The sequence below is a fragment of the Anaerosacchariphilus polymeriproducens genome, from assembly GCF_003363435.1.
Lineage (GTDB): Bacteria > Bacillota > Clostridia > Lachnospirales > Lachnospiraceae > Anaerosacchariphilus > Anaerosacchariphilus polymeriproducens.
In genome coordinates this window covers 22836-49244 of sequence record NZ_QRCT01000034.1, presented here as the reverse complement: position 1 = coordinate 49244, position 26409 = coordinate 22836, and the positions used below count along the sequence as shown (strand labels likewise).

The following is a 26409-nucleotide window of genomic DNA, read 5'->3' as shown; positions in this document are numbered from 1 at the left end:
TTATTAAATAGAAATATCACAATGTGTATTTTCTACTTTTATGTTAAAAAGGAAGTTTGAACTTACCTTTTGAACCACCAAGTCCTGGGAAACCACCCATATTTTTGGGCATACTCTTCATCACTTTCCTCATTTGTTCAAATTGCTTGACCAAACGGTTCACCTCACTGATGTCGACGCCTGCTCCCTGTGCGATTCTTCTTTTTCTGCTAGGGTTTAAAATAGATGGATTGCTTCTTTCCTTTGGAGTCATCGAAAGAATAATACCTTCCGTTTGAGCCATTTTCTTCTCATCCATGGCTTCTTCAATCTGTTTCATCTGGCTGCCTACTCCCGGCAGCATGCTTAAAATGCTGGAAAGACCACCCATTTTTTTCATTTGAGCCATGGATTCCAGATAATCATCAAATCCAAATTCTGCCTTCTTCATTTTCTGCTCAAGTGCCTTGGCTTTTTCTTCATCCACCTCTGCAGATACTTTATCGATAAGAGTCAGTACATCTCCCATTCCAAGAATTCTGGAAGCCATACGATCCGGATAAAACTGTTCTAAATCAGTAAGTTTCTCACCCATACCTACATATAATATAGGTCTTCCGGTCACAGAACGAATGGAAAGTGCTGCACCACCTCTGGTATCACCATCTAATTTTGTCAGAATTACGCCATCAATCCCAATTTTTTCGTTAAATGTTTCCGAAACATTCACCGCATCCTGACCAGTCATAGCATCTACTACCAAAATGCATTGATCGATTTGTATATTCTTTTTCAACTCTTGCAATTCTTCCATCATGGATTCATCTACATGAAGGCGTCCTGCCGTATCAATAATCAGTGTATTATAGCCATTTTTTGATGCATGTTCCACTGCTGCTTTCGCTATATCTACCGGTTTATTTTTGTCTCCCATTGAAAAAACTTCAACGCCCTGCTTCTCACCATTAATGTGTAACTGCTGAATGGCTGCCGGTCGATAGATATCGCAGGCTGCCAATAAAGGTTTTCTTCCTTTTTTCTTAAATAGTCCCGCAAGTTTAGCAGTCGTCGTTGTCTTACCTGCACCTTGAAGTCCCACCATCATAATAATGGTGATTTCATTTCCGGGTTTTAAAGCAATCTCTGTTGTCTCGTTGCCCATTAAAGCAACCATTTCTTCATTCACAATTTTAATTACCATTTGTCCCGGATTCAAGCCATTCATTACATCCTGCCCAATAGCCCGCTCCTGAACTGCTTTAATAAATTGCTTCACAACTTTGAAGTTTACATCAGCTTCCAGCAATGCCATCTTAACTTCCTTCAATGCAGCCTTTACATCAGCTTCTGTAAGACGTCCTTTACTTCTTAAATTTTTAAAAACATTCTGTAATTTATCAGATAAGTTTTCAAATGCCATGAATTATAACTCCTTTAAAATCTCAGTTGACAGGTTTTCTATTTCCTTAATTTGTTCAAGTTTCCCATTTTGCTGTTGAAATTCTTCTGCAATTTGCAAAATTTTGCAGACACGTTCTTTTGTGATTATGAATTTCTCAACTAATTTCAATTTATCTTCATATTCTTCTAAAATCTTATTACATCTTTTGATTAAATCATGAACACCTTGTCGGCTGATTCCTTGCTTTTCTGCTATTTCACTTAAAGAAAAATCATTTAAAACAAAGTCTTCATAAACTTTTCGCTGATGATGTGTCAGCAATTCACCATAAAAATCATATAAATATGCTTGCTCTACAATCTTTTCCATTTCATCACCTATGCCATCATATAACAAAAAGCAATGAGTGTCAAGTATTTTTTCTTGACACTCATTTTCTAAGATAATTTTAATAAATAGTTCCAATAAATCAATAATTTACTGTCATATTTTTCATTTTCCAAATATTAATTTCGGCCGTTCCAGCAACAAACTGAATTGTATTTTCTGTTGAGCTGTTATAATATCTGGTTGTTAATACTTTCTCGCCATCATTCAAAAATAGTTCAATTGATGAAGTATCCACAAACATATGTAAAGATTTCAAACTTTTTATCTTTACTTTTCTTATTGTTCTACCGGCTCCTAATTCATTGATAAACTCCATAGAAAATAATTCTTCCTGAACATTATATTTCAATACCAGACCTTCTGAGAAAATAAATTCTAAATCTTCTATTCCTCCTTGTTTTACTTCTAATTCAAACGTTTCCAAATTCCTGATTTTTGTTTTATTTTCAACTTCAATTAATTCATCTCTCAATTCCAGATATTCTTTGACTGGTGTTTGAAATATCTGTCCATCTTTCATACTGATTTCACGAAGCATAGTTAACGCATGTTGCCATCCATTTTCTATCGTAGGATTTTGATATTCCAGATCGGAATCGGACATACCCATCCATCCTATTATGATTCTTCTTCCTTTTTCATCCAAAAATGTCTGTGGTGCATAAAAATCGAACCCATAATCCCACTCTTCAAAATCCCTTAATTGATAATCAGAACGAAAATCTCCATCTAAATAAAAGTATCCTGACTGATAAATATTTTGAAATCTGAAATTTTCACGAATTAATCCTTGCGGTGAGATGGATAACAAATTTTGTCCATCAATTTCAAACAAGTCGGGACATTCCCACATATAACCAAAAGTTTCTTTAGTTTTTAATTCATTACACAATTTCCATTGTTTTAAATCTTTTGATGTATAAACTAATACCCTGCCTTCATCATCAAGTGTTCTACCACCCAATACCATAAAGTATTGATTATCTTCTTTCCAGACTTTCGGATCTCTTATATGACAAGAATAATGTTCGGGATAATCTTCGTTTCTGAGAACAGGCGCTTTACTGATTAATACCGTATTCTCTTGATATTTCACATAGATAGTAGCAGCCCCTCTGCCTTTGCGGACATAGTCATGATCACCTTCTTCTTTTACATTCCCGGTATAGAAGATATGCATCTGATCATTTTCAATAAAACTTGATCCGGAATAAATGCCATCCCGGTCAAATTCTTGATCCGGAACCAGCGTTACTCCTTCATAATTCCATTCAAGTAAATCAGAACTTGTATAATGTCCCCAGAACTTAATCCCACCAGCAGCTTCTAAAGGTGAATACTGAAAAAACACATGATAGATCCCATTCATTTGACACAACCCATTCGGATCATTGATCCAGCCTACCGGCGGCATCAAATGAAATTTCAGTCTCCACGGATCCTTATTGATTTTTTCTAGTTCCTCTTCCGCTGCTTTTACTTTGTCTAATAATTCTCTCGTCTGTAATTTCATTTCTAACTCCTTAAAATTTATTTTGCAGAAAGTATGGTTTCTGAAATTTTTACTTCTTTTCCTGTTTCTGCTTCTATCTGTTTATAGTCATCGGAATTGGTAATGATGAACGGTGTTACTGTATCATATCCGGCTTCCTTAATTTTTCCGACATCAAAGGATGCTATCACATCACCTTTTTTAACTTCAGCGCCTTCTTTTACATGAATTGTAAAATATTTCCCATTTAACTTTACCGTATCAAGACCTATATGAATTAATAATTCTGCTCCTTTCGAAGAGATAATTCCTATGGCATGTTTTGTATCAAATACTGTCGTTACTTTTCCATCACATGGTGATGCTACTTTACCAGAAGACGGAATTATGGCCATCCCTTTACCAAGCATTTCAGAACGGAACGTTTCATCCGGAACATCAGCTAATGAAATAGTTCTTCCCTCAATTGGACTCCCAAACAACTCCTCTATTGCTTCCGGTTGATTATTTTCACTTTTTTTTAATGTGGAATTTGTATTTTTATTTTCATCCTTAAACATGATCCAAGATAGAATAAATGAAACCCCAATGGAAACACTCATTAAAATTAAATATTGAATCGTATAATCTGTGGTAATCAAAAATCCAAACAGACCTGTCACACCATAGGCACTGGCTCCAACCTTTAAAACTGCTCCAATCAGTGCACCACATGCCCCTCCGATACAACCGGCTGCAAATGCTTTCATAAATCTTATATTCACACCGAAAATTGCAGGTTCTGTAATTCCTAAAAAGGCAGAAAGAGACGCTGGTAATGCCATAGATTTCAACTTTTTATTTTTTGTTTTTAATGCAACCGCAAGTGCTGCTCCTGCTTGACCTACATTTGCTGCTGTGGCAATTGGCATCCAGGTATTCAAATTCGTGCTGCTTAAAAGTCCAGCTTCCAATGCATTATACATATGATGGACCCCTGCAACTACAGTTGGTGCATATACTGCTCCTGCCAAAAAGGCTCCTACACCAAAAGGTAGCGTAATCAACAGACCAGCACCTTTTAAAACATAATTTTCTAATACTGAAAATACAGGTCCAATGATTGTCAATGTCAGATATCCTGTTATAAGTACACTTAAAAATGGAGTAACAAATAAATCAATGATTTCCGGAACAATTTTGTGCAATTTCTTTTCTATCATAGACATGATCCATACTGCTATGACTACAGGAATCACGTGCCCCTGATAACCCACCATCGGCGTTTCAAATAGACCGAACCAAGTAGATGCTTTCGGTATCGATTCTGCAGTAGCAACTCCCCAAGCATTCAAAAGATCAGGATGGATCATAATCATTCCGATTACAGCACCTAAATAAATATTTCCGCCAAATGTCTTTGCCGCACTCATTGCAATCAAAATCGGTAAGAATACAAACGCAGCATTACTAAACAAATGTACAATAGAATAAGTACCTGATTCTGCCATTTGAGGATATACTTTACATAATCCCTCTAATAATCCCATAAGTAATCCACTTGCAACAATAGCCGGAATAATCGGGACAAAAATATCTCCTAATGTTTTAACAGCCCTTTTAAATATATTCTGTTTTTCTACCGCTATTTTCTTTACTTCATCTTTTGTCTGAGCTTCAATACCAGCCATTACAATAAATTCATCAAATACTTTATTGACAGTACCAGTACCCAATATAATTTGTAATTGGCCCGAAGCTTCAAAAACACCTTTTACACCCTCAATATTTTCGAGAGCTTCTTTCTTGATCTCTTTATTGTTAGCTATCACCAAACGTAGCCTGGTTGCACAATGTGCCGCAGAAATAATATTTTCCTTTTTACCAATTGAGTCATATATCTGCTTTGCAGTATCTTTATAATTCATAATTCTCCTCCTTCTACCCCTGATATGATATCTATATCATATACAATTTTATTTTAACTACTTGTTACATTGATTTTGCAATCTTTATTGTGTGTAATCGATTTCACTTTAATATAATTATATTCTATTATAAACTATTTGTATATAGTATAAATCTTCAAAATAATCAACTTGCTTTTTGTGAAAAATCGACAAAAAAGTTTACAGACAGACAAATTATAGCTGTTACTGTAAACTTTATTATAAATCAATTTAATTATTCTCTATTACTTGTATCTTATACCTTCTTACTGTTTTTCATGGAATCACGTTCCATTAATTTGTAACCCATTTTTATTTCTTTTGCAATAACAGACTCTCCTTCGATTTCTGTTAAAAGCATTTTTGCAGCCTCTTCTCCACTTGTTTTGTAATAAAAATGAATGGAAGTCAAAGATGGGGTCGTAACTTTCGCCATCATACTATCTCCCATCCCACCAATCTCTATATCATCCGGAATTTTCTTACCTGATTCTTTGATTGCTTTCATAGCACCTATGGCAATATTATCGGTAGAGCAGAATAATCCATCCAGATCCGGAACGTTATCTAATAACTCTTTCGCTTTTATATAACCTTCTTCCATACTGAACGATACTTGCATCATTCGAGATTTATCTTCCGGAATGCCATATTTTTTCAATGCTTTTTGATATCCTCTTTTCCTTTCAAAACCTACTGCAATATCTTCCGTTGTTACACCAATATAACCTATCTGTTTTCGTCCATTTTCTATCATTTTCTCTGTAAGTCTATATGCTGCATGATAATCGTCGTGATAAACACATTGATATCCTTCTAACTTCTGTCCTACAATAACAATGGGTACTGTTAAATTTTTTAAAACTTTTTTATGTTCTGTTGAGAACATGGTTGCTATCAAAACGATTCCATCCACTTGTTTCTGATTAAAAATTTTTAAATAATCCAATTCTTTCTTCGCATTATTTTCTGTATTAGCTAATATCATCTGATAGTCTGACTTTGAAATAATAGAACTAATTCCAGCAACCATACGGCTTACCGCATGGGAATTGATCTTTGGTATAATGACTCCAATCAAATTTGTCTTTCGTGTCCTCAGAGTCCTGGCTTCTCTTGACGGCTGGTATCCAGTCTGTTCGATAACTTTTCTTATTTTCTCTTTCTTTTCTTCACTAATATAGCCGTTGTTAAAATATCTGGATACTGCTGCTTTTGAAACTCCGGCTAAATCTGCGATCTCACTGATGTTCATTATTTTCCCCCTATCTCAAAGTATAATTTTATTTTCTAATAAATGATTACATTCTTCTTATTTTTGGATATCCAAGTCTTAAATTCATAAAAAGGAATGGGTAAATTAAGACTTGTTCGTAGTAAAATGATTACGAAACTGAGCAGGCGTATATTTTAATTCTCTTCTAAAAGTTCTGACAAAATTAGATACACAACTAAAACCTACCATTCCACTAATCGCTTCTACCGAAAGCTTAGTTGTTAATAATAAGTTCTTTGCATTTTTCAAACGTACATTCGTTAAATATTCGTAAGGAGTACACCCATGTATCTTTTTAAATGTACGAATGAAATAGAAAATGCTAAGGTTGGAAGAATCTGCTAATCCTTTTATTGAAAGATTCTCTGGATAAAATTTATCAATATATCTTGCAGCTTCAACAATAATCTGTGAGGTATCTACCTTCGCTAATGAATTATTAATTGCAAGATGTGCAAAAATATCATGTATGGTCAATGATGCGAGATGTTCATTTACATTACCACTTGCCATCATATTAATAATAAAAGAAAACTTTTTGCTCATTTCTACGAAATCTTCCGGAAAAAAAACGGGACCATTGGACTCATACAAAGTATCTAAGTAATTTTGTACCATTTTACCAGAAAAATGAAAATATTTAAAGCTTACTTTTTCTTTTGCATAATATAAATGTGGCCTTTTACAATCTAATAAAAACATACTGCCTTTCGGAACTGAATGCGTTTTATCTTCGATATTTAAATACAAAGTTCCATCCTGTATAATTTCTAATAAAAATGTATCAATCTGCTCTTCCATTCTCCTAACAATATATTTTTCATCACACTGATAATCTCCACCTGACTCTAAAAAAAACAACGTATCTTTTGCAAATTTTGATGCTATATAAAAATACTCTTCTGAAGTAGGCAATACACCGACATCATAATTGCGCATAGAAGCCCTCCTGCAATTTCTGTATATTCTATAATCTCAATATATTATGATTGTAGTAATTATATTATATCACATCTCTTAATTTTTTTATTTACAAAGTGCAATTTTTGCATATTTTTTGTGCAATATACTTTATTGTTTTTTTATACAGCCTTGCTATAATATATTTAAATCTAAGATTGAAAAACTCAGCTGAGAGCAAACTATAATTATATATTAAAAATTAGGAGGTATTTAGAATGAAACGAGTAAAAATTGGTATCGCAGGATTGGGACGTTTGGGACGTACACACGCACAAAATTTAGCATTCAAAATTCCACAAGCTGAATTAACAGCTGCTTGCTCAATTGTTGATGCAGAATTAGATTATGCAAAAAATGAATTAGGAATTACTGAATTATATAAAGACTTTTCTGAAATGGTAAACAAAGCTGATATCGATGCTGTAGTCATCGTTACACCAAGCACAGAACATCCTTGGCAGATCGAAGCAGCTTTAAAAGCCGGAAAACAGGTTTTCTGTGAAAAACCATTAGCCGTAACAATTGAAGAATGTAAAGCAACTGAAAAAATTGTAGAGCAATATCCTGACCAAATCGTTATGTTAGGCTTTATGCGTCGATTCGATCCTTCTTATGCCTATGCAAAAGAAAAAATAAAAGCCGGAGCAATCGGTCAGCCATATTTAGTAAAAGCTACCGGTATTGATCCGGAAGCGGACTGCCAAAGTTTAATTGATAGTGGCTTTATTCCAAAAAGTGGGGGTATCTTTATTGATATGGCCGTACACGATATCGATTTGATGCGTTGGTTCTTAGAAGCAGATGCCAAAGAAGTTTATGCATTAGGCTGTTCTTTCAAACATCCTGAATTTAAAAGAGACGGTGATTGTGAAACAGGATGCGCCATGTTTGAGTTCGAAAATGGAGCAATGGGACAAATTCATGTCGGAAGAACTGCGCCTCATGGATATCACATTGAAACTGAAATCGTTGGGACAGAAGGCTCTATCCGTATTAGTCCGGTTCCAGCAAAAAATCTAGCCATACTTTATGATACGAATGGTGTTGTACAAGAATGTGTCAGAAACTTCCCAGAACGTTTCTCTGAGTCTTATGTGTTAGAATTAGAAGAATTTATTAACTGTGTAATTCATAAGACTAAACCTAGCGTTACTGTATACGACGGTACAAAAGCTACCCAAATGGCTTTTGCTGCAAAAGCTGCTTTTGAAAACCATGTAGTGACGCCTGTAGAACATTAGAATTTATTACATTACGAAAAGAAAAGCAAAGCAAAAGGACAGTCATCTGCCCTTATGCTTCGCTTTTCTTTTTTCCTGCTTCATTGCAAAAATTCTTTTGGATTCTGCTTCTTTCTCTTTCCGAGTTTTTGCTTTTCTATGCAGCTTCTTTTCTTCTTGCTGTAATTTCAAAGCCTGCTGTGATTTGGTCCCTATTCCAAGATCTAAAATTTCTTTTTTGACCTTTCTTTGTAACCTTTTTGGATTAATTTTATCACTACTCATATTAAAAGTTTCAATAGCAGGACTGAATTTTAATGTGTGCCAATTGTTTAAAATGTATTTTTGAATATCATACTCCTTAGGTTCCGGACCAAAAGTAATTTTACAAACTGATAACTTTTGATTTTCAATTCTTTCAATAACACCAATCCAAAATGGTTCTTCAAAATACACTTTAAATTTAACCGTTACTTTATCCATTATTTTTTCCTCCTTAAAATAAATGAACAAAGAACGGACAACCAAGGAGGCAGGTTACTGACAGCTTAGCTGCGTCTGGACTACCAACCAGAACTGTGTTTTTATCTTTGATGCTTAAATACTAACTTTTTTCGTTGTGTCTGTCAAGACTGACACCAAATTGTATTACATTTTGACCTTTTTTATCGTCGAATATTTACTGTAAATCTTTTTCCCTTTGACTATTTTGTAAACTCTGATCTTATAATAGTAGGTCTTTTTTCTCTTCAATTTTTTATTTTTGCGACTTATAATTTTTGCTTTTTTTATCGTTGCTATTTTTTTATATCCTATTTTTCTTTTTGTTGAACGATATATTTCATATCCTGAAGAATCTGACACTCTTTTCCAAGTAAGCTTTACCATTCTTTTGGATAATTTCTTCACTTTGAGTTTTGTCGATTTGGGTCTGACTGTAATAGCGATTTTTGAAGTCACTCTACTTCCATCTTTTGCAGTAATCGTAATAACTGCCTTTCCAATTTTCTTAGCAGTTACTTTTCCACGGCTGTTTACCGATGCCACTCTTGAATTATTTGATTTGTATATTACCTGTTTATCACTTGCATTAGAAGGAATAATCGTAGTTTTAATTTGATAACAAGATTTTAAATCTAATGTTTTTGATTTTTCTTTCAAACGGATTCCTTTTATTTTGATCGTTGTGGAACCGGGTTTTTGAGATGTTTCTAGAAATTTATAAAATAATTTGTTATCAACTGCGTATTTATGAGCATTTGAATTTTTGACACAATAAATAATTACTTTCTTATCATCATAAAATACTGTAATTCCAAAATTTTTGACACTCTCAGGAATAGTGATATTCGTAAGATTATAACACATACCATAAGCTGATTCCCCAATAGTCGCCACACTCGAAGGTACATTAACATTATCTAAATTCTCACATCCAAAAAAGGCACCTTCTCCTATTGTAGTCAACCCCTTTGGTAAATTAACCTTAACTAAATGTTGAGCAGATATAAAACCACAATTGCCAATAGTCTTAACTCCATTTAAAATGGTATATTCTTTAGCAGTGTTACCACATGGATATAATACTAAAATAGTTTTGTCTTTATTATATACTACTCCGTTTATTGAACAGAATTTAGGATTAGATGCTTCTACATTGATTTTTTTCAAAGCAGTACAATCATAAACAATACCATCTCCAATTTTGCTAACACTTTCCGGTAAACTTAAATATTCTAAACTATCACACCATCCAAAAGCACTATCTTGAATCGTTGTTACACCATTTGAAATCGTAACACTTTTTAAATTGTCACAATATTGAAACGCGCTTTCTCCAACCACTCTGACACTACTTGGTATATGAATATTTGTTAGATTCTTACAATTTAAAAATGCTGAACTTTCAATGATTCCAATACCCTCAGATAATTCAACATTTCTTAAATTTTGACAAGACAAAAATGCATTTTTTCCAATGTTTATTATACTTCCTGGTATTTCAACACTGGTTAAATATTCCCTATATTGAAATGCACCTTGATAGATACTGCTAACCTTTTTTCCACCAATTTCTTCTAATATTTGAGCTGTTTCTATACTACTGGAAGCACTTGTTACAATATAAGAATCTGTAGATGAATCAAAGGTATATCTAATACCCTTTATCTCTCTATTATCTGTAGCAGCTTCTACTTGCATCTTAAAAACAGGTATCACCAAAAAAATTATCAGCATTACTATGACACTAAATGAAACTCTTTTCCCTTTCATTTCTGTTTTAAATCTTAATCTTTCCCTCATTTCTAATTCCTCCCCTTTGGTACTTATCCTTCATTCTTCATTCCTCTTCTTGTAAATTGTAAATTTTTATATTACCCTGACCGTTCTTATTTTTCCACTCCTTTCCCCTAATCATCGCGCAAAAAAAGCACCTTATGCTAAAACTCAACGCAAAGTGCTTTTTTAACACATATTTATTTTATCATCTGAATCGCTTTAAGTAAACTAAAATAGCATTTTTTTCCTGAAATCTTTTACTTATAATGAAGTTCTTACCAATTTGGGAAGATATTCCTTTTTCTCCAGAGCATTCATTATTTGTTTCTTGTGCTCCGTTCCAAAAGCCTCCAATGTAATTCTAAGTTCTACTGCTGCATTTCTATTGGTACTTACAAACTGATTATGCTCCAAACGAATTACATTCCCTTGTTCTTTTGCGATTACGTCTGCTACACGAGATAGTTCTCCCGGTTTATCCGGCAATAGAACAGAAACAGTAAAAATGCGGTCACGCAAAATCAGACCATGCTGGACAATGGATGACATTGTAATTACATCCATATTACCTCCGCTTATGATTGAAACAATTTTTTTATTTTTAACATTTAGTTTTTTCAATGCAGCAATCGTTAACAAACCAGAGTTTTCTGCTATCATCTTATGATTTTCAACCATATCCAAAAATGTAACAATCAACTCATCATCTTCAATTGTAATGATCTCATCTATATTTTTTTGTACATATGGAAATATATTACTACCAGGTGTTTTAACAGCAGTACCGTCTGCAATCGTATTTACTTTAGGCAATGTAATTACATTCCCCTTTTTTATTGACTCTTGCATGCAATTAGCCCCTGCAGGTTCTACTCCAATTACTTTTATTTTTGGATTAAGTAGTTTCGCTAATGTAGAAACACCGGCCGCAAGTCCGCCTCCACCGATTGGTACCAGAATATATTCTACTAATGGAAGTTCTTTGAAAATTTCCATAGCGATAGTCCCTTGTCCCGTAGCTACAGCCAAATCATCAAAAGGATGAATAAAAGTATAACCATACTCTTGTGCCAAATCATAAGCTTTCTGACATGCTTCATCGTACACATCCCCATATAATATCACTTCTGCTCCATAACTTTTCGTTCGGTTCACTTTCATAAGCGGAGTCGTCATTGGCATAACAATAACTGCTTTTGCACCAAAACATTTAGCTGCATAGGCCACTCCTTGGGCATGATTTCCTGCTGATGCTGTAATCAGTCCTTTCTCTCTTTCTTCATCCGACAAAGTACTGATTTTATAATATGATCCACGGACTTTGTAAGCTCCTGTAAACTGCATATTTTCAGGTTTTAAATAAACCTTATTTCCTGTTTGCTGACTTAAATAATCACTAAATACTAATTTCGTTTCTAACGTTACTTGCTTAACTACATCTGCTGCTTCTTCAAACTTCTCTAAAGTTAACATATTGTCTTCCTTCCTTAATTTTGGGTAAATAGTGCATTAATGAATTGTTCTGAATCAAATTTTTGGAGATCATCAATTGTTTCTCCAACACCAATATATTTTACAGGAATTTTTAATTCGGATTGTATTGCAACTGCAATACCACCTTTCGCAGTTCCATCCAACTTTGTAAGAATGATACCGGTTATATCTGCAACTTCTTTAAATTCACGAGCCTGAGACAAAGCATTCTGTCCAGTAGTCCCGTCTAATACGACTAAAGTTTCTCGATAAGCTTCCGGATATTCTTTTTCTAAAATTCTATTAATTTTACGGAGTTCTTCCATTAAATTCTTTTTATTGTGAAGACGGCCCGCTGTATCACATAATAAAACATCTGCTTTTCTTGCTTTTGCAGCGGCAACTGCATCAAATACTACAGCGGCAGGGTCTGCTCCTTCTTGTCCGCCGATGATATCGACACCTGCACGATTGGCCCATTCCGTCAGTTGTTCGCTTGCAGCTGCTCGGAATGTATCTGCAGCTGCTAATACAACTTTTTTACCTTGATCTTTTAATTTTCCAGCAAGTTTTCCTACAGATGTTGTTTTTCCAACCCCATTCACACCGATTACCAAAACAACAGACTGTTTGTTTTCAAATTCATATGCTGTCTCTCCTACATCCATCTGTTCTTTCATACTCTTAATTAAAAGTTCTTTACATTCAAATGGCTCTTTTATTTTATTTTCTTTCACTTTTGCTTTTAAATCCTCAATAATTGCTGTTGTAGCATTTATCCCTAAATCTCCCATTACTAAGATTTCTTCAATTTCTTCATAAAATTCTTCATCTATACTGGAAAATCCACTAAAAATACTATCAATTCCAGCTACAATATTATCACGGGTTTTTGATAAGCCGGCTACAAGTCTCCCAAAAAAACCTTTTTTTTCTTCGCTCATGTTGTCCCTCCTAACTTTATTTGTACCTCGTACACAAACTATTTATTTGTCTAAATCCTCTTCTATTAAATTAACAGAAACTAGAGTAGATACTCCTTTTTCCTGCATTGTAATACCATATAATCGATCTGCCGCCGCCATAGTACCTCTTCTATGAGTTATAATAATAAACTGAGTATGCTTGGTCAATTTATTGAGATAATTGGCAAATCTTCCTACATTAGAGTCATCCAATGCCGCCTCGATCTCATCTAATAAACAAAATGGAGAAGGTTTTAAATTCTGAATTGCAAATAATAAGGCAATGGCTGTCAATGCTTTTTCTCCTCCTGATAATTGCATCATATTTTGAAGTTTTTTCCCTGGCGGCTGAGCTATAATTCGAATTCCTGTCTCTAGGATATCTTCTCCTTCGACCAATTCCAAAGTACCTTTTCCTCCACCGAATAATTCCTTGAAGGCTTTATCATACTCTCTTTTAATTTCAAGAAATTTTTCTTGGAATTGTTTGCGCATTCCAGTGTCTAACTCTTCAATAATATGTATTAAAGTTTCTTCTGCAATGATCAAATCATCATGTTGGGTTTTTAAAAACTCATACCGTTCTGATAAGTTCTTATAGTCCTCAATCGCATTAACGTTAACATCCCCTAACTTACGGATCGCATCTTTTAAGGTTGCAATTTCTTTTTTCATAAGAGCAAGATTGTCCATAGCTTCGTCACGCAATTCTTTTGCTGCATGAAAAGTCAGTTCGTACTCATCCCACATATAATTCGTCTGGTTCTCAATTTGTTCTCTCATTTTCTCTATTTGTGAGTTTAGACGGAAAACCTCTTTATCCAATTGATTCATTCTTTTAGATAAATCTTCCCTTTTTTCAAAAAATCCCTTATAACTGGATGACCACTTTTCTTTTTCTATTTCTAAGTCTTTCATTTTAGATTCTAACTCTATCTGCGTTTCTTTTGATTTTTCTATCGTTTCATTGATTTCATGAATCTGATGATTCTTATTCTCAACTTCTTCTACCGCAGCTGTAGCATTGTTTTGTAATATTTCTTTTTCTTCTTCTAATTTATTCATTTCCTGGAAAATACGATTCTCATTTTCCTTCATGAACTCTTCTTTTTGTTTTAAATTAGAAACCTCCATCTGAATCTTGGCTAACTGTTGACTCTGTTCAGCCTCGTCCTTTGAATCTGATTCCAGTTGATACTGATACTCCTCAATCTCTTTTTCAATTTCTTTCTCACGCTTTTCAGACATAGATATTTCTAATAAAATAAGTTCTTTGCTATCTTTAATTTCTAACAACTGCTTTTCAATCTCAGCATTTTCTATCTTTAAACTATCAAATCCTAATTCTGCTTCTTCTCTTTTGGTTTCTGCCTGCGATACGTTTAACTGAGCGGTATTTTGTACAATATACTGCTCTTGCACTTCTTTTTTAATATCTTCACTTTCCTCTGTAAGTATTTGATATTCTTTTCTTATATACTCAATTTTTTCTTGCGTTTTTTGTACTGAATTTTTAATTTCCTGTAATTTATTTTCTATCTCTTCTATTTCTCTACGACGCCCTAGAAGATTACTAGAATTTTTAAAAGCACCTCCAGTCATAGAACCACCGGTGTTTAAAGATTCCCCTTCCAATGTAACGATACGTACAGAATGATTATATTTTTTGGCAAGAGCAATCGCATGGTCAATATGATCTACAACCAAAATTCTTCCCAATAAATAATTTGCTAATTCTTCAAACTTCTTCTCAACTTTAACCAGAGTATGAGCAAATCCAATTACTCCATTTTCAGAAAGTACTTTATCATTTTGATGAGAATTTCGATTACCAATACTTGTTAATGGCAAAAATGTTGCCCTTCCAAATTTATTTTTCTTCAAATACTCAATCATTTTCTTGGCAGTATTCTCATTATCTGTAACAATATTTTGTATACTACCACCTAAGGCTGTTTCGATTGCAATCTCATATTCCTTATCCACTTTAATGATATCTGCAACTACTCCTAACAGACCAAGTTCTTTGTCCTTATTTTCCATTACTTTACGAATACTGTTACCATAACCATCATATCGCTCTGTTAGGTTTTTTAAGGATTCTAACTTTGATTTTGTACTATGATATAATATATTTTTTTGTTCTAATTCTTTATTTGCGGCTTCTCTTTCACTTTTAAGTTCAACAATTTGCTTTTTAACGACTTCAAAACGATTTTCCAACTCTACAATAATACTTGTAGCATCTTCAAGTTTCTTCCGATAATCAGCCAGCAAAATATCCTGTTCGGCCTCTTCGCTTTTTAATCTTAAAAGTCTTTGACTTAACTGCGCTTTTCGAATATTCACCTGCTCAAGCATAGTATCATATCTTTGCAGTTTTCCTTTCGTTGAACCTTTGTCATTTAAAATTTGTATGATTTCACTTTTCCCTGATTCTATCTGTTTCGTCAAATTTGAAATTTTATTTTGTATCTTTTGTAATTGACTTTGAGCATCTTCTTGTATCTTAATTTGATTCTCTAATGTAATATTAAAATCCGCTTTTTCCTCTTTTAAAATATCATGCTGACTCTTTTTTTCGTCCCAGGCATTTTGAATATTCTCCAAACGACTTCTCAAATGCTCATCATTCATTTTGGCCGTATTAATCTGTTCTTTTAATACATTGATCTGTCCTTCTAATTTTCCACTTAATACAATTGTTTGATTCAATTCATCTCTGGTATTTTTTAAAACTTCATCTGTATTCGAAATATTTAATTCAATTTTTTCATATTCCGTTTTTGTATTTTCATAATTATTCGTTGTTTCTTCTAAATCATTTTCTACAATAACTAGTTTCTTCTCTATTTCAAGAGACTGCTCTTTTAATTGTTCAATTTCCATTAAAAACATATTAACATCATAGGTTTTTAATTCTTCTTTCTTTTTCAAATAAATTTTTGCGGTTTCTGCTTGTTTCTCTAAAGGACCAATCTGTTTTTCTAATTCTGAAAGAATATCTTTTATTCGTACAAGATTCTGCCTTTCACTTTCAAGCTTTTTCTGAGCAGTGGCCTTTCTTCTCTTATATTTTACGATACCGGCAGCTTCATCAAATAATTCTCTTCTTTCTTCCGGTTTTCCGCTTAATATCCGCTCAATTTGTCCCTGACCGATTATAGAATAACCTTCCTTACCGATTCCTGTATCATAAAAAAGTTCATTCACATCTTTTAACCTACAACTGGTACCGTTTAATAAATATTCACTTTCTCCTGAACGATACACACGTCTTGCAATGGTAACTTCTTCGTAATCAATAGGCAACTGATGATCTGAATTATCAAGAGTAATTGCAACATAAGCATACCCTAATGGCTTTCTATTTTCTGTACCTGAAAAAATAACATCCTGCATACTGGAACTTCTAAGCTGCTTTACTCTCTGCTCACCTAACACCCAGCGCACGGCATCTGCAACATTACTTTTTCCACTTCCATTAGGTCCTACAATTCCTGTGATTCCATTATGAAAATCAAATACAATTTTGTTAGCAAACGATTTAAATCCGTGTACTTCTATACTTTTTAAATACATAGTTTACTCCTTAGCGTTTAATTTCATCAGCGCACTATAAGCGGCTTCCTGTTCCGCTGCTTTTTTTGTTTTACCCCTTCCATTTCCAATAACTTCCTCATCTATTTTTGCATTGACCACAAATTGTTTCGCATGATCCGGACCTTCCTCTGAGATTAATTCATAGGAAAGCTCACCACGATTCATTTTCTGTATCACCTCTTGTAAGATAGTCTTGCTATCAAAAAAGAGCTTTTTCTTTTCTATATCCTTCAAAATAAATTGATTGATGAACTCTTTTGCATTAGCAAAACCACCATCTAAATAAATTGCACCAATTAAAGCCTCCATTGCATCTGATACAATAGAATTCCTGTCTCTTCCTCCAGTGTGTTCTTCTCCTTTTCCCAAAAGAAGATATTTCCCTAATTCTATCTGTCTTGTACAAAAAGCTAAAGTAGATTCGCATACAATACTTGCTCTTGTTTTCGTCAAGTCACCTTCATGAAGCTGTGGATTATTAGTATACAAAAACTCACTGGATACTAGTTCTAAAACCGCATCACCCAAAAATTCCAATCTTTCATTATTCATTAATTTACCCAGTTTACGTTCGTTCGCGTAAGAACTATGGGTCATTGCCTGTTTTAATAATGAAATATCACTAAATTGATAGCCTATTCTCTTTTGAAGATCTTCTAATCTAATTTTCATCACTTCCCATCTTTTATTCCCGTATCATATTTTACAAACAATTTTCTACCTGTCGTAAAGCGAAAAAGCCCTTCAATAAAGGGCTTTTTCTGCGTTCACATTAGTTTATTGCATTTTTTATTTGTTCAACTGCATCTCCTACTGTGGCAATTTTTTCAGCTTCTTCATTTGCAATTTCAATATCAAATTCTTCTTCAATACCCATAATTATTTGAAAAATATCTAATGAATCTGCTCCCAGATCATCTACAAATGTTGTCTCCATAGTAATTTCTGCTACATCCACATTCAATACTTCTGCAATTATTTTTTTTAATTTTTCAAATTCCATCTTAAACACCCTTTCCTTATTCTTCGTTTAAAGATATATTCTGCTTTATTTTTTCATTTATATTTTGTTCTTTAAAAGTAACGCATTGTATAATCGAATTCATTACTTCTGTTGCTTTAGAACTACCATGTGTCTTCACTACCAATCCATTCAACCCAAGTAGCGGTGCCCCACCATACTGACTTGCATCAAATGATTTTAATGTCTCTTTCAATGCCGGTTTTACCAACAAAGCTCCGATTTTTGAACGCAGGGAACTCATCATTCCTTCTTTTATCTTACCGATTAAGGTAGCCCCTACTCCTTCATACAATTTTAAAATTACATTTCCTACAAAGGCTTCACATACGATTACATCTGCATCTCCGCTCGGAATATCTCTTGCTTCAATACTTCCAATAAAATTAATCTCGGGAGAATTTTTTAATAATGGGAATGTTTCTTTAACCAATGCATTTCCTTTTTCTTCTTCAGCGCCTATATTTACTATTGCCACTTTGGGATTTTTAATTCCTATTACATTTTCCATATAAACAGAACCCATTTTTGCAAATTGTAGTAAATGTGACGCCCTTGCATCAACATTTGCTCCACAATCGATTAAAAGTGAAACTCCTTTTTTGGTTGGAATCAAAGGAGCTAAAGGAGGCCTCTCCACGCCTTTTATCCTTCCAACAATAACTTGTCCTCCGACCAATATAGCTCCGGAACTTCCGGCTGAAACTAACGCATCTGCTTCCCCGCTTTTTACAAGATTCATTGCTTTTACAATGGAAGAATCTTTTTTCCTGCGTATTGCCATAACTGGAGGTTCTGCTGTTTCTATCACTTCCTTAGCATTTACAATTTCAAGCTGTCCTTCTGGATATTCATACTGAGCTAATTCTTTTTTTATGACTTCTTCTTTGCCTACGAGAAATACTTTAATGTCTTGACGTTTTTTAATAGCTTGAATAGTACCTTTTACAATCTCTGTTGGTGCGTTATCTCCACCCATAGCATCCACAGCTATTTTTACTATATCCTGCATTTTTATCCTCCTTGCATACCTATATGCAAATATACTATATATCGAAATATAAATCAATAATTTTTTTCTATTTTCTTTATTGTATTCTTATAATTTATTCTTATGATTTGCTTTTCGTGAAGCCTGGTTTTAATTTTAAAAATAGCCTTGATTGGCTATCTTTTTTTATACTCTTTATAAATTTATTAGATAAATTGAGGAGTTTTGAGATTGAAAAAAGTTTTAAATAATTGTATAACCATAATAAATATTACTTTAAGTACTTATTGGATTTTATATTAACTTTTCATAAATTCAGATCTTTTGCTTTCATCAAATTTTCTTCCACAAGCATAGAGATTGGTTATAAATGCATCAATTAACGAAATATTATACGAGGATTGCCTTGGAGCATTCGCTAACGCCTGTAATGCATTTAGTCTTGGATTATGTTCCCCATCTCTATATTGGCTTATCATGTCCACGATATTTATTTCACCAAAAGTCCCAGCCTCTAATTTTTAAACATAAGCTGCCATAGCTAATTTCTCTTGATCTTGCCACCAATTCCCTTGAAAGAACCCATCCTCTCGATTCCAGAAATCAGCATTTAACTTTTTATAATCAACTCTGCCATCTTCTAGTTAGTATTCCTCAATCTTATTCTGCTGATAAGCTTCCCAGTTCTTATTAATTTTAAAGGATACTGTTTTATTTTTTACTGTATATTTATTATTAAAATAAAAAAGATTATCTTATTGTTTATTTTGAAAATAATTTTATAAATAAAAGACTAATAATCATACCTATTGCTTGAGCAATTAAAATATAGATTGCTATTCTAATATTGTAATCAAGAAAAATTATAAACCCTAATAATATTAAGATATAAATTATTAATTGAATAAAAATATTTTTTTTTAAATTCATGAAATATTATTCCTTTCATTTATTATTTTAAATCCATAATAAAAGTTGCCATAATATCAGTAAATGGACGTGATTCAGAGAATCACAGCTAACTATTGACACAGAGCCACAAAAAAGGCACCGCACATTTAGCGCGACACCTTCTCATTCTTCAAAGCATGTTATCTTTTATTATTTATCAACTGAGATAATTTCTTTTTTGTTGTATGAGCCACAAGCCTTACATACTCTGTGAGGCATCATTAAAGCTCCACATTTACTGCATTTTACTAAATTTGGAACACTCATTTTCCAGTTAGCTCTTCTCTTATCTCTTCTTCCTTTAGAAGATTTATTTTTTGGACAGATAGACATAATTACACCTCCTTAAATTTCTTAAAAACATCTTGGATTGCTGCCATTCTTGGATCTAATGTTTCTGTATCACACTCGCATTTACCTAAATTAAGATTCTTGCCACAGATACTACAGATTCCCAAACAGTCTTCTTTACATAGAACCTTAATCGGCCAATTCAATAAAATTTCTCCATAAATCAGCTTCTCTACATCCAGATCATATCCAAGCATAAAATGTGTTTCATCCATTTCTTTCATTCGTTCTTCATCAGAAATCTTCATATCGACTTCTTTTGAAATATTCAGGTGCATGTCGGTTTTAACATCTTCCAAACATCTTGCACATGGAATTACTAGAGATAAATCTACCATTCCCTCTACCAGCAATTTTTTATTGCCCATATTTGTCAGTATCAAATGTACCGGAGTTTTCTCTATAATAGGAAAAGTTCCCATTTTAAAAGTAAATTCCTCCATCTCTAACACGACTTCTTTTTGCACGACCTGATTTTCATGAGATAAAATATCTGATATGTTTATTAGCATATATTCCTCAATTCGTCTATTATAAGACATAATTATAGTTGGAATGCATCGATTTCTATGCTATTTCCACACCAATCAATTATACCCATACACTTTTGATTTGTCAATCATTTTTTATAATCACACGTTTTTTAGTTTAAGAGGTGCAATTGAACAATATCTTATTATTTAACTAAAGCTAAAGTCTCCCTTGCAATGGCAAGTTCTTCATTCGTTGGAATCACTAGAACTTTGACTTTGGAATCCGGTGTTGAAATAACAATATCTTTTCCACGAACGCTATTTGCTTCTTTATCAATTTCAATACCTAAGTATGCTAAGTTATTACAAACTGTTGAACGCAGAACCGGATCATTTTCACCTAAACCGGCAGTAAAGCAAATAGCATCTACACCATTCAATGCTGCAATATAGGAACCAATATATTTTAACACTCTATATCGAAATATCTCCAATGCTCTTGCAGCACGTTCATCACCATTTGCTGCTGCACTTTCTAAATCTCTAAAATCACTGGATACTCCCGAAATTCCATAAACACCTGACTCTTTATTCAAAATATTCATGATTGATGTAATATCTAATCCTTCTTTTTGAGCAATAAACTCAATAATCGCTGGATCAATATCGCCGGAACGTGTTCCCATGACCAAACCTTCTAATGGAGTTAATCCCATAGATGTATCAACTGATTTTCCATTTTCAACAGCACAAATACTTGCACCATTTCCCAGATGACATACTATCATTTTCATACTTTCATATGGTTGATTTAAAAGCTCTGCTGCTTTTTTTGAAACATAACTATGACTTGTTCCATGGAAACCATATCTTCTTATTTTATATTCATCATAATATTTGTATGGAAGTCCATACATATATGATTTTTCCGGCATTGTTTGGTGAAACGCTGTATCAAAAACAGCAACCATAGGAGTGCCAGGCATTAACTCTTTACATGCATGAATACCAATTAAATTTGCCGGATTATGAAGAGGAGCCAAATCATTACATTCTTCAATTCCTTTTATTACTTCATTATTTAAAATAATAGATGATGCAAATTTTTCGCCGCCATGTACTACACGATGTCCAACTGCCCCTACCTCATCAAGACTTTTAATAACACCTGATTTCTCGTTCATAAGTGCATTTAAGACTAATTGAATTGCCTGTTTATGAGTCGGCATAGGAGAATCTGTGACTTCTTTTTCTCCCTCTCCTTTTTGATATACGATTCTACCGTCAATTCCAATTCTTTCACAAATACCTTTTGCTAAAACCTCTTCCGTATTGGAATCAATTAACTGAAATTTTAGCGAAGAACTTCCACAATTTACAACTAATATATTCACGTTTAACCCTCTTTTCTATACTAAAATCCTTTATGCCTCTTTTTACACATTTAATTGAGCCTGTACAGCAGTCAATGCGATAACACCTACGATGTCTTCTGCAGAACATCCTCTTGACAAATCGTTAACTGGACTTGCAATCCCTTGTAACATCGGACCGTAAGCATCTGCTTTTGCTAATCTTTGTACTAATTTGTAACCAATGTTTCCGGCATCCAAATTAGGAAATACCAGAACATTTGCATGACCTGCAACAGGACTTCCTTTTGCTTTTGATGCCCCAATACTTGGTACAATTGATGCATCTAATTGTAACTCACCATCCAAAGTCAATTGTGGATATCTCTCTTTTGCAATTTCAGTAGCTTCTACAACTTTATCAACCAATGCATGTTTTGCGCTGCCTTTTGTTGAATGTGACAGCATAGCGATCACCGGCTTTTCTCCTACCAGACTTCTAAAACTTTTGGCACTGCTGTCTGCAATACAAGCTAATTCTGATGCAGTCGGATCTTGATTCAGTCCACAGTCAGCAAATACAAAAGTTCCATGTGATCCATATTCACAATTCGGAACGTCCATGATAAAGAAAGCAGATACAAGATCTGTACCTGGTGCAGTTTTAAGAATCTGAAGAGAAGGTCTTAAAACATCGGCCGTTGCATGGCATGCACCTGCAACCATACCATCCGCATCTTTACACTTCACCATCATAACACCAAAAGTAAGGTAATCATTTAAAAGTATCTCTCTCGCTTTTTCTTCTGTCATTCCTTTGTTTTTTCTCAACTCAGTTAACGTCTTGACATAATGTTCTAATTTATCAGTCTCATCAGGATCAATTACTTTCACTCCTGTAAGATCCACTTCTAACCATCCGGCACCATCGAAGATTTTTTCTTCTTTCCCAATCATTACAATATTAGCAGTACCTTCCTCTAATACTTGTGCTGCCGCAATTAAAGTTCTTTTGTCTCTTGTTTCAGGTAAAACAATTGTTTTCTTATCTTTCTTTGCTTTTTCTTTAATGACATCAATAAACGCCAATTTAATCTCTCCTTCCGTTATTTATCAGCCCTATTCTCTAAGTTCTATATGAATATATTATAAACCTTTTGCTTATTGTATACAAGATGTAATTCTCCACTTTTGGTACTAAATCAAGTACAAAGTAGCCAAGATGTACTCATTTTTTTGTTAATTCTTTAACACTTTTACTTTTTTATTTCTTAAGAAAAAATAAAATTTGTATTTTCATAATAAAACTGATAAAATATCTTCAAATATCTTGAAAATCAGGAGGGAACCATTGAATACAGTAGGAATTATTGCAGAATACAATCCATTTCATAATGGTCATTTATATCATATCCAAAAAGCGAAAGAGTTAACCCAATCACAATATGCAATTATTATTATGAGTGGAAACTTTGTTCAACGAGGGGCCCCTGCCATAATTGACAAGTTTTCCAGAACCAGAATGGCATTGGAAAATGGGGCGGATATCGTAATAGAGCTTCCCGTTATTTATGCTTCGGGAAGTGCCGAATCATTCGCATATGGATCAGTATCGATATTAGATGCATTGAATTGCGTAGATTATCTTTGTTTTGGGAGTGAATGCGGTCAAATAAAATCGCTTCAAGAAATTGCTGAGATTTTAGTTAAGGAACCAACTGATTATTTAATAAAACTAAAAACTTTTCTAAAAAATGGTCTTTCTTATCCGCTTGCCCGTCAAAAAGCAATTGAAGATTACTTATTTTCAAATAATAATATCTCATTTAATACATCAAAAGAAGAGCTAAACGAGATATTATCTAATCCAAATAACATCTTAGGGATTGAATATTGTAAAGCTCTGCTGAAACTTTCAAGCTATATCAAGCCAATTACAATATCTCGGTTAGATTCCGGATATCATTCTACAGAATTGGGAACTCATTTTAGTTCTGCTTCTTCTATTCGGAAACATATATTAGAATCTAAAAATTTAGATTTTTTAGATTCTCAGGTACCAAACACCAGCTTTCGTTTATTAAAAGAAAATAGGAACAAAACTTATCCGATTGTTTCCAATGACCTTTCTGATTTATTATATTATAAACTTCATATGGATAAAGATTTAGGTTTAGAACAATTTTTAGATGTATCCCCTGCTTTATCAAACAGAATACTTGGATCATTATCAAAATACGAGAATTTTGATCAGTTTTGCAATTTACTAAAATCGAAAGAAATGACATACACAAGAATATGCCGTTGCCTGATCCATGTTCTATTAAATTTAAAGACTGCTGCTTCTCATAATTCTTTTGTTAATTCTGTGGAAGTCCCATATGCAAGAATTTTGGGAATTAATAAATCTGCTTCTAAACTACTTACTAAAATTAAGGAAAATAGCAGTACTCCAATGATAACAAAGCTTTCCTCTCAAACTGATGCTCTTTCTGAATTAGGCAAAAAAATGATTCAACAAGATATTTTTGCCTCTCAAATTTATCAGGGAATTGTCAGTAGCAAATTTAAAACTCAGCCTTATAATGAATATAAGACCGAGCTTGAATTTTATAACTGATATTAATTTTTAAAACTATGAATTGGCGCAGGAATCCTTCCTCCCCGATTAACAAATGCATCACAGGAATATTGATTAACAGGCATAATCGGTGCATAACCTAATAAACCACCAAATTCTGCTACCTCGCCAACTTCTTTTCCAATCACAGGAATAAGTCTTACTGCAGTTGTTTTTTGATTGATCATTCCTATTGCCATTTCATCTGCTATAATTCCGGAAATAGTAGTTGCTTTGGTACTTCCGGGAATTGCAATCATATCTAATCCAACAGAACATACGCAGGTCATTGCTTCTAATTTCTCCAAAGATATTGCATTGACTTTTGCAGCATCAATCATCCTTTGGTCTTCACTAACCGGTATAAATGCACCACTCAGTCCGCCAACAAAAGAAGAAGCCATTACCCCACCCTTTTTCACTTGGTCATTAAGTAATGCTAATGCTGCAGTGGTACCCGGTGCACCTGCATATTCTAAACCAATTTCCTCTAAGATTTCAGCAACACTATCTCCAATAGCCGGAGTCGGCGCTAGTGATAAATCAATGATTCCAAAAGGGATCCCGAGACGTTTGGAAGCTTCCTGTGCAACCAGCTGACCTACACGTGTTACTTTAAATGCAGTCTTCTTGATTGTTTCACATAGAATTTCAAAATTTTCTCCTCTAACTTCTTCTAATGCTTTCTTAACAACTCCAGGTCCGCTTACACCAACATTAATAATAGCGTCAGCTTCTGTTACACCATGAAATGCACCTGCCATAAACGGATTGTCATCGGGTGCATTACAAAACACAACAAACTTTGCACAGCCTAAAGAATCCACCTCTTTTGTTAACTCAGCCGTTTCTAATATGATCTCTCCAAGTAGTTTGACTGCATCCATATTAATTCCTGTCTTTGTTGTTCCTACATTAACTGAGCTGCATACTCTGCTTGTTGTAGAAAGTGCCTTCGGAATGGAACGAATTAATTTTTCATCTGCAAAAGTCATACCTTTTGAAACAAGTGCAGAATAACCACCAATAAAATTCACACCAACTTCTAACGCTGCTTTTTCTAATGTCTCAGCAATACGAACAAAGTCCTCAGATGTTTTACAGGCAGATGCTCCTATTAATGATATAGGTGTTACGGAAATTCTTTTATTTACAACAGGTATTCCATACATCTGCTCTATTTCATTTCCGACCGAAACTAGGTTTTTCGCTGTTTTAGTAATTTTTTCATAAATTTTACGATTTAATTCTTTTATATCCGAATCAATACAATCAATGAGACTAATTCCAAGTGTAATCGTTCTTACATCCAGATTTTCCTGCTCTATCATTTTATTTGTTTCTAAAACTTCTAATACATTTATCATATCTCTTGTTTTACCTTTCTAATGTTTTGCTCAAATTCTATGCATTTGATTGAAAATATCCTCATTTTGGCATTTTACAATCACTCCAATTTCTTCTCCAATCTTGGCTAATTCACTTTTACATTCTTGAAATGGTTTTGTTGATTGATTCATATCTACAATCATCATCATGTTAAAATAATCTTGTACTATCGTCTGCGAAATATCTAAAATATTTATACTATTATCAGCTAAATAAGTACATACCTTTGCTATGATTCCTACGGTATCTCTACCTACTACAGTTATTATTGTTTTTTTCATTTTTTTCTC

Annotated in this window: 23 protein-coding genes; 2 read left to right on the top strand and 21 right to left on the bottom strand. The window is 33.6% G+C overall.

Annotated features, from left to right (window positions below; genetic code table 11):
- Positions 1 to 43: 43 nt before the first annotated feature.
- From ffh to DWV06_RS11095, 6 genes are all read right to left on the bottom strand, one after another.
- The gene (gene ffh / locus DWV06_RS11120; RefSeq protein WP_115482261.1) at positions 44 to 1399 is read right to left on the bottom strand and encodes a signal recognition particle protein; all 1356 of its coding nucleotides are present in this window, start codon (positions 1397 to 1399) and stop codon (positions 44 to 46) included.
- Positions 1400 to 1402: 3 nt separating this feature from the next.
- Positions 1403 to 1750, bottom strand: coding sequence for a YlxM family DNA-binding protein (gene ylxM, locus DWV06_RS11115; protein WP_115482498.1), 348 nt, complete (start codon positions 1748 to 1750; stop codon positions 1403 to 1405).
- 100 nt (positions 1751 to 1850) lie between these two features.
- Positions 1851 to 3284: a glycoside hydrolase family 32 protein gene (locus DWV06_RS11110; RefSeq protein ID WP_115482260.1), complete on the bottom strand. Its 1434-nt coding sequence runs from the start codon at positions 3282 to 3284 to the stop codon at positions 1851 to 1853.
- A gap of 17 nt (positions 3285 to 3301) precedes the next feature.
- Positions 3302 to 5170, bottom strand: coding sequence for a PTS beta-glucoside transporter subunit IIBCA (locus DWV06_RS11105; protein ID WP_115482259.1), 1869 nt, complete (start codon positions 5168 to 5170; stop codon positions 3302 to 3304).
- Between the two features lie 277 nt (positions 5171 to 5447).
- On the bottom strand, positions 5448 to 6446 hold the full coding sequence (locus DWV06_RS11100) for a LacI family DNA-binding transcriptional regulator (RefSeq protein WP_115482258.1): 999 nt from the start codon (positions 6444 to 6446) through the stop codon (positions 5448 to 5450).
- Positions 6447 to 6551: 105 nt separating this feature from the next.
- Positions 6552 to 7406: an AraC family transcriptional regulator gene (locus DWV06_RS11095; protein ID WP_115482257.1), complete on the bottom strand. Its 855-nt coding sequence runs from the start codon at positions 7404 to 7406 to the stop codon at positions 6552 to 6554.
- Positions 7407 to 7645: 239 nt separating this feature from the next.
- Here DWV06_RS11095 and DWV06_RS11090 point away from each other — a divergent pair, with 239 nt between their 5' ends.
- Positions 7646 to 8671 carry a Gfo/Idh/MocA family oxidoreductase gene (locus tag DWV06_RS11090; RefSeq protein WP_115482256.1) on the top strand — a complete coding sequence of 342 codons (1026 nt, stop codon included), beginning with the start codon at positions 7646 to 7648 and terminating at the stop codon, positions 8669 to 8671.
- Positions 8672 to 8713: 42 nt separating this feature from the next.
- On the opposite strand, the gene DWV06_RS11085 is transcribed toward DWV06_RS11090, so the two are convergent.
- The 13 genes from DWV06_RS11085 to pta all read right to left on the bottom strand — a co-directional run bounded on the left by DWV06_RS11085 (position 8714) and on the right by pta (position 23199).
- The gene (locus DWV06_RS11085; protein WP_115482255.1) at positions 8714 to 9133 is read right to left on the bottom strand and encodes a YjdF family protein; all 420 of its coding nucleotides are present in this window, start codon (positions 9131 to 9133) and stop codon (positions 8714 to 8716) included.
- 165 nt (positions 9134 to 9298) lie between these two features.
- Positions 9299 to 10954: a leucine-rich repeat protein gene (locus DWV06_RS11080; RefSeq protein WP_115482254.1), complete on the bottom strand. Its 1656-nt coding sequence runs from the start codon at positions 10952 to 10954 to the stop codon at positions 9299 to 9301.
- A 237-nt stretch (positions 10955 to 11191) separates the two neighbouring features.
- Positions 11192 to 12403: a threonine ammonia-lyase gene (gene ilvA, locus DWV06_RS11075; RefSeq protein WP_115482253.1), complete on the bottom strand. Its 1212-nt coding sequence runs from the start codon at positions 12401 to 12403 to the stop codon at positions 11192 to 11194.
- A gap of 14 nt (positions 12404 to 12417) precedes the next feature.
- On the bottom strand, positions 12418 to 13347 hold the full coding sequence (gene ftsY, locus DWV06_RS11070; protein ID WP_115482252.1) for a signal recognition particle-docking protein FtsY: 930 nt from the start codon (positions 13345 to 13347) through the stop codon (positions 12418 to 12420).
- Positions 13348 to 13389: 42 nt separating this feature from the next.
- Entirely contained in the window at positions 13390 to 16950 is a 3561-nt protein-coding gene (gene smc / locus DWV06_RS11065) for a chromosome segregation protein SMC (RefSeq protein ID WP_115482251.1), read from the bottom strand.
- A 3-nt stretch (positions 16951 to 16953) separates the two neighbouring features.
- The gene (gene rnc, locus DWV06_RS11060; RefSeq protein WP_115482250.1) at positions 16954 to 17643 is read right to left on the bottom strand and encodes a ribonuclease III; all 690 of its coding nucleotides are present in this window, start codon (positions 17641 to 17643) and stop codon (positions 16954 to 16956) included.
- A gap of 100 nt (positions 17644 to 17743) precedes the next feature.
- Complete coding sequence (acpP, locus tag DWV06_RS11055) at positions 17744 to 17974, bottom strand: acyl carrier protein (protein ID WP_115482249.1); 231 nt, start codon at positions 17972 to 17974, stop codon at positions 17744 to 17746.
- Positions 17975 to 17990: 16 nt separating this feature from the next.
- Complete coding sequence (plsX, locus tag DWV06_RS11050) at positions 17991 to 19004, bottom strand: phosphate acyltransferase PlsX (RefSeq protein WP_115482248.1); 1014 nt, start codon at positions 19002 to 19004, stop codon at positions 17991 to 17993.
- 278 nt (positions 19005 to 19282) lie between these two features.
- Complete coding sequence (locus DWV06_RS11045; protein ID WP_162300621.1) at positions 19283 to 19468, bottom strand: hypothetical protein; 186 nt, start codon at positions 19466 to 19468, stop codon at positions 19283 to 19285.
- Between the two features lie 616 nt (positions 19469 to 20084).
- Complete coding sequence (gene rpmF / locus DWV06_RS11040; RefSeq protein ID WP_115482246.1) at positions 20085 to 20267, bottom strand: 50S ribosomal protein L32; 183 nt, start codon at positions 20265 to 20267, stop codon at positions 20085 to 20087.
- Between the two features lie 2 nt (positions 20268 to 20269).
- Entirely contained in the window at positions 20270 to 20797 is a 528-nt protein-coding gene (locus DWV06_RS11035; RefSeq protein WP_115482245.1) for a YceD family protein, read from the bottom strand.
- Positions 20798 to 20961: 164 nt separating this feature from the next.
- Positions 20962 to 22152 carry an acetate/propionate family kinase gene (locus DWV06_RS11030; RefSeq protein ID WP_115482244.1) on the bottom strand — a complete coding sequence of 397 codons (1191 nt, stop codon included), beginning with the start codon at positions 22150 to 22152 and terminating at the stop codon, positions 20962 to 20964.
- 42 nt (positions 22153 to 22194) lie between these two features.
- A complete protein-coding gene (gene pta / locus DWV06_RS11025; protein WP_115482243.1) occupies positions 22195 to 23199 on the bottom strand; it encodes a phosphate acetyltransferase in 1005 nt (334 codons plus the stop codon).
- 262 nt (positions 23200 to 23461) lie between these two features.
- Between pta and DWV06_RS11020 the strand changes: the two genes are divergently transcribed.
- On the top strand, positions 23462 to 24730 hold the full coding sequence (locus DWV06_RS11020) for a nucleotidyltransferase (RefSeq protein WP_115482242.1): 1269 nt from the start codon (positions 23462 to 23464) through the stop codon (positions 24728 to 24730).
- Between the two features lie 2 nt (positions 24731 to 24732).
- Here DWV06_RS11020 and DWV06_RS11015 read toward each other — a convergent pair whose 3' ends face one another.
- Positions 24733 to 26097 carry a PFL family protein gene (locus DWV06_RS11015; protein ID WP_115482241.1) on the bottom strand — a complete coding sequence of 455 codons (1365 nt, stop codon included), beginning with the start codon at positions 26095 to 26097 and terminating at the stop codon, positions 24733 to 24735.
- Between the two features lie 30 nt (positions 26098 to 26127).
- The gene (locus DWV06_RS11010) at positions 26128 to 26400 is read right to left on the bottom strand and encodes an ACT domain-containing protein (RefSeq protein WP_115482240.1); all 273 of its coding nucleotides are present in this window, start codon (positions 26398 to 26400) and stop codon (positions 26128 to 26130) included.
- Positions 26401 to 26409 lie beyond the last annotated feature (9 nt).

Excerpts from the sequence above, each read along its gene's own strand:
- ffh (WP_115482261.1), bottom strand. The coding sequence starts at position 1,399 with ATGGCATTTGAAAACTTATCTGATAAATTACAGAATGTTTTTAAAAAT.
- ylxM (WP_115482498.1), bottom strand. The coding sequence starts at position 1,750 with ATGGAAAAGATTGTAGAGCAAGCATATTTATATGATTTTTATGGTGAA.
- DWV06_RS11110 (WP_115482260.1), bottom strand. The coding sequence starts at position 3,284 with ATGAAATTACAGACGAGAGAATTATTAGACAAAGTAAAAGCAGCGGAA.
- DWV06_RS11105 (WP_115482259.1), bottom strand. The coding sequence starts at position 5,170 with ATGAATTATAAAGATACTGCAAAGCAGATATATGACTCAATTGGTAAA.
- DWV06_RS11100 (WP_115482258.1), bottom strand. The coding sequence starts at position 6,446 with ATGAACATCAGTGAGATCGCAGATTTAGCCGGAGTTTCAAAAGCAGCA.
- DWV06_RS11095 (WP_115482257.1), bottom strand. The coding sequence starts at position 7,406 with ATGCGCAATTATGATGTCGGTGTATTGCCTACTTCAGAAGAGTATTTT.
- DWV06_RS11090 (WP_115482256.1), top strand. The coding sequence starts at position 7,646 with ATGAAACGAGTAAAAATTGGTATCGCAGGATTGGGACGTTTGGGACGT.
- DWV06_RS11085 (WP_115482255.1), bottom strand. The coding sequence starts at position 9,133 with ATGGATAAAGTAACGGTTAAATTTAAAGTGTATTTTGAAGAACCATTT.
- DWV06_RS11080 (WP_115482254.1), bottom strand. The coding sequence starts at position 10,954 with ATGAGGGAAAGATTAAGATTTAAAACAGAAATGAAAGGGAAAAGAGTT.
- ilvA (WP_115482253.1), bottom strand. The coding sequence starts at position 12,403 with ATGTTAACTTTAGAGAAGTTTGAAGAAGCAGCAGATGTAGTTAAGCAA.
- ftsY (WP_115482252.1), bottom strand. The coding sequence starts at position 13,347 with ATGAGCGAAGAAAAAAAAGGTTTTTTTGGGAGACTTGTAGCCGGCTTA.
- smc (WP_115482251.1), bottom strand. The coding sequence starts at position 16,950 with ATGTATTTAAAAAGTATAGAAGTACACGGATTTAAATCGTTTGCTAAC.
- rnc (WP_115482250.1), bottom strand. The coding sequence starts at position 17,643 with ATGAAAATTAGATTAGAAGATCTTCAAAAGAGAATAGGCTATCAATTT.
- acpP (WP_115482249.1), bottom strand. The coding sequence starts at position 17,974 with ATGGAATTTGAAAAATTAAAAAAAATAATTGCAGAAGTATTGAATGTG.
- plsX (WP_115482248.1), bottom strand. The coding sequence starts at position 19,004 with ATGCAGGATATAGTAAAAATAGCTGTGGATGCTATGGGTGGAGATAAC.
- rpmF (WP_115482246.1), bottom strand. The coding sequence starts at position 20,267 with ATGTCTATCTGTCCAAAAAATAAATCTTCTAAAGGAAGAAGAGATAAG.
- DWV06_RS11035 (WP_115482245.1), bottom strand. The coding sequence starts at position 20,797 with ATGCTAATAAACATATCAGATATTTTATCTCATGAAAATCAGGTCGTG.
- DWV06_RS11015 (WP_115482241.1), bottom strand. The coding sequence starts at position 26,097 with ATGATAAATGTATTAGAAGTTTTAGAAACAAATAAAATGATAGAGCAG.
- DWV06_RS11010 (WP_115482240.1), bottom strand. The coding sequence starts at position 26,400 with ATGAAAAAAACAATAATAACTGTAGTAGGTAGAGATACCGTAGGAATC.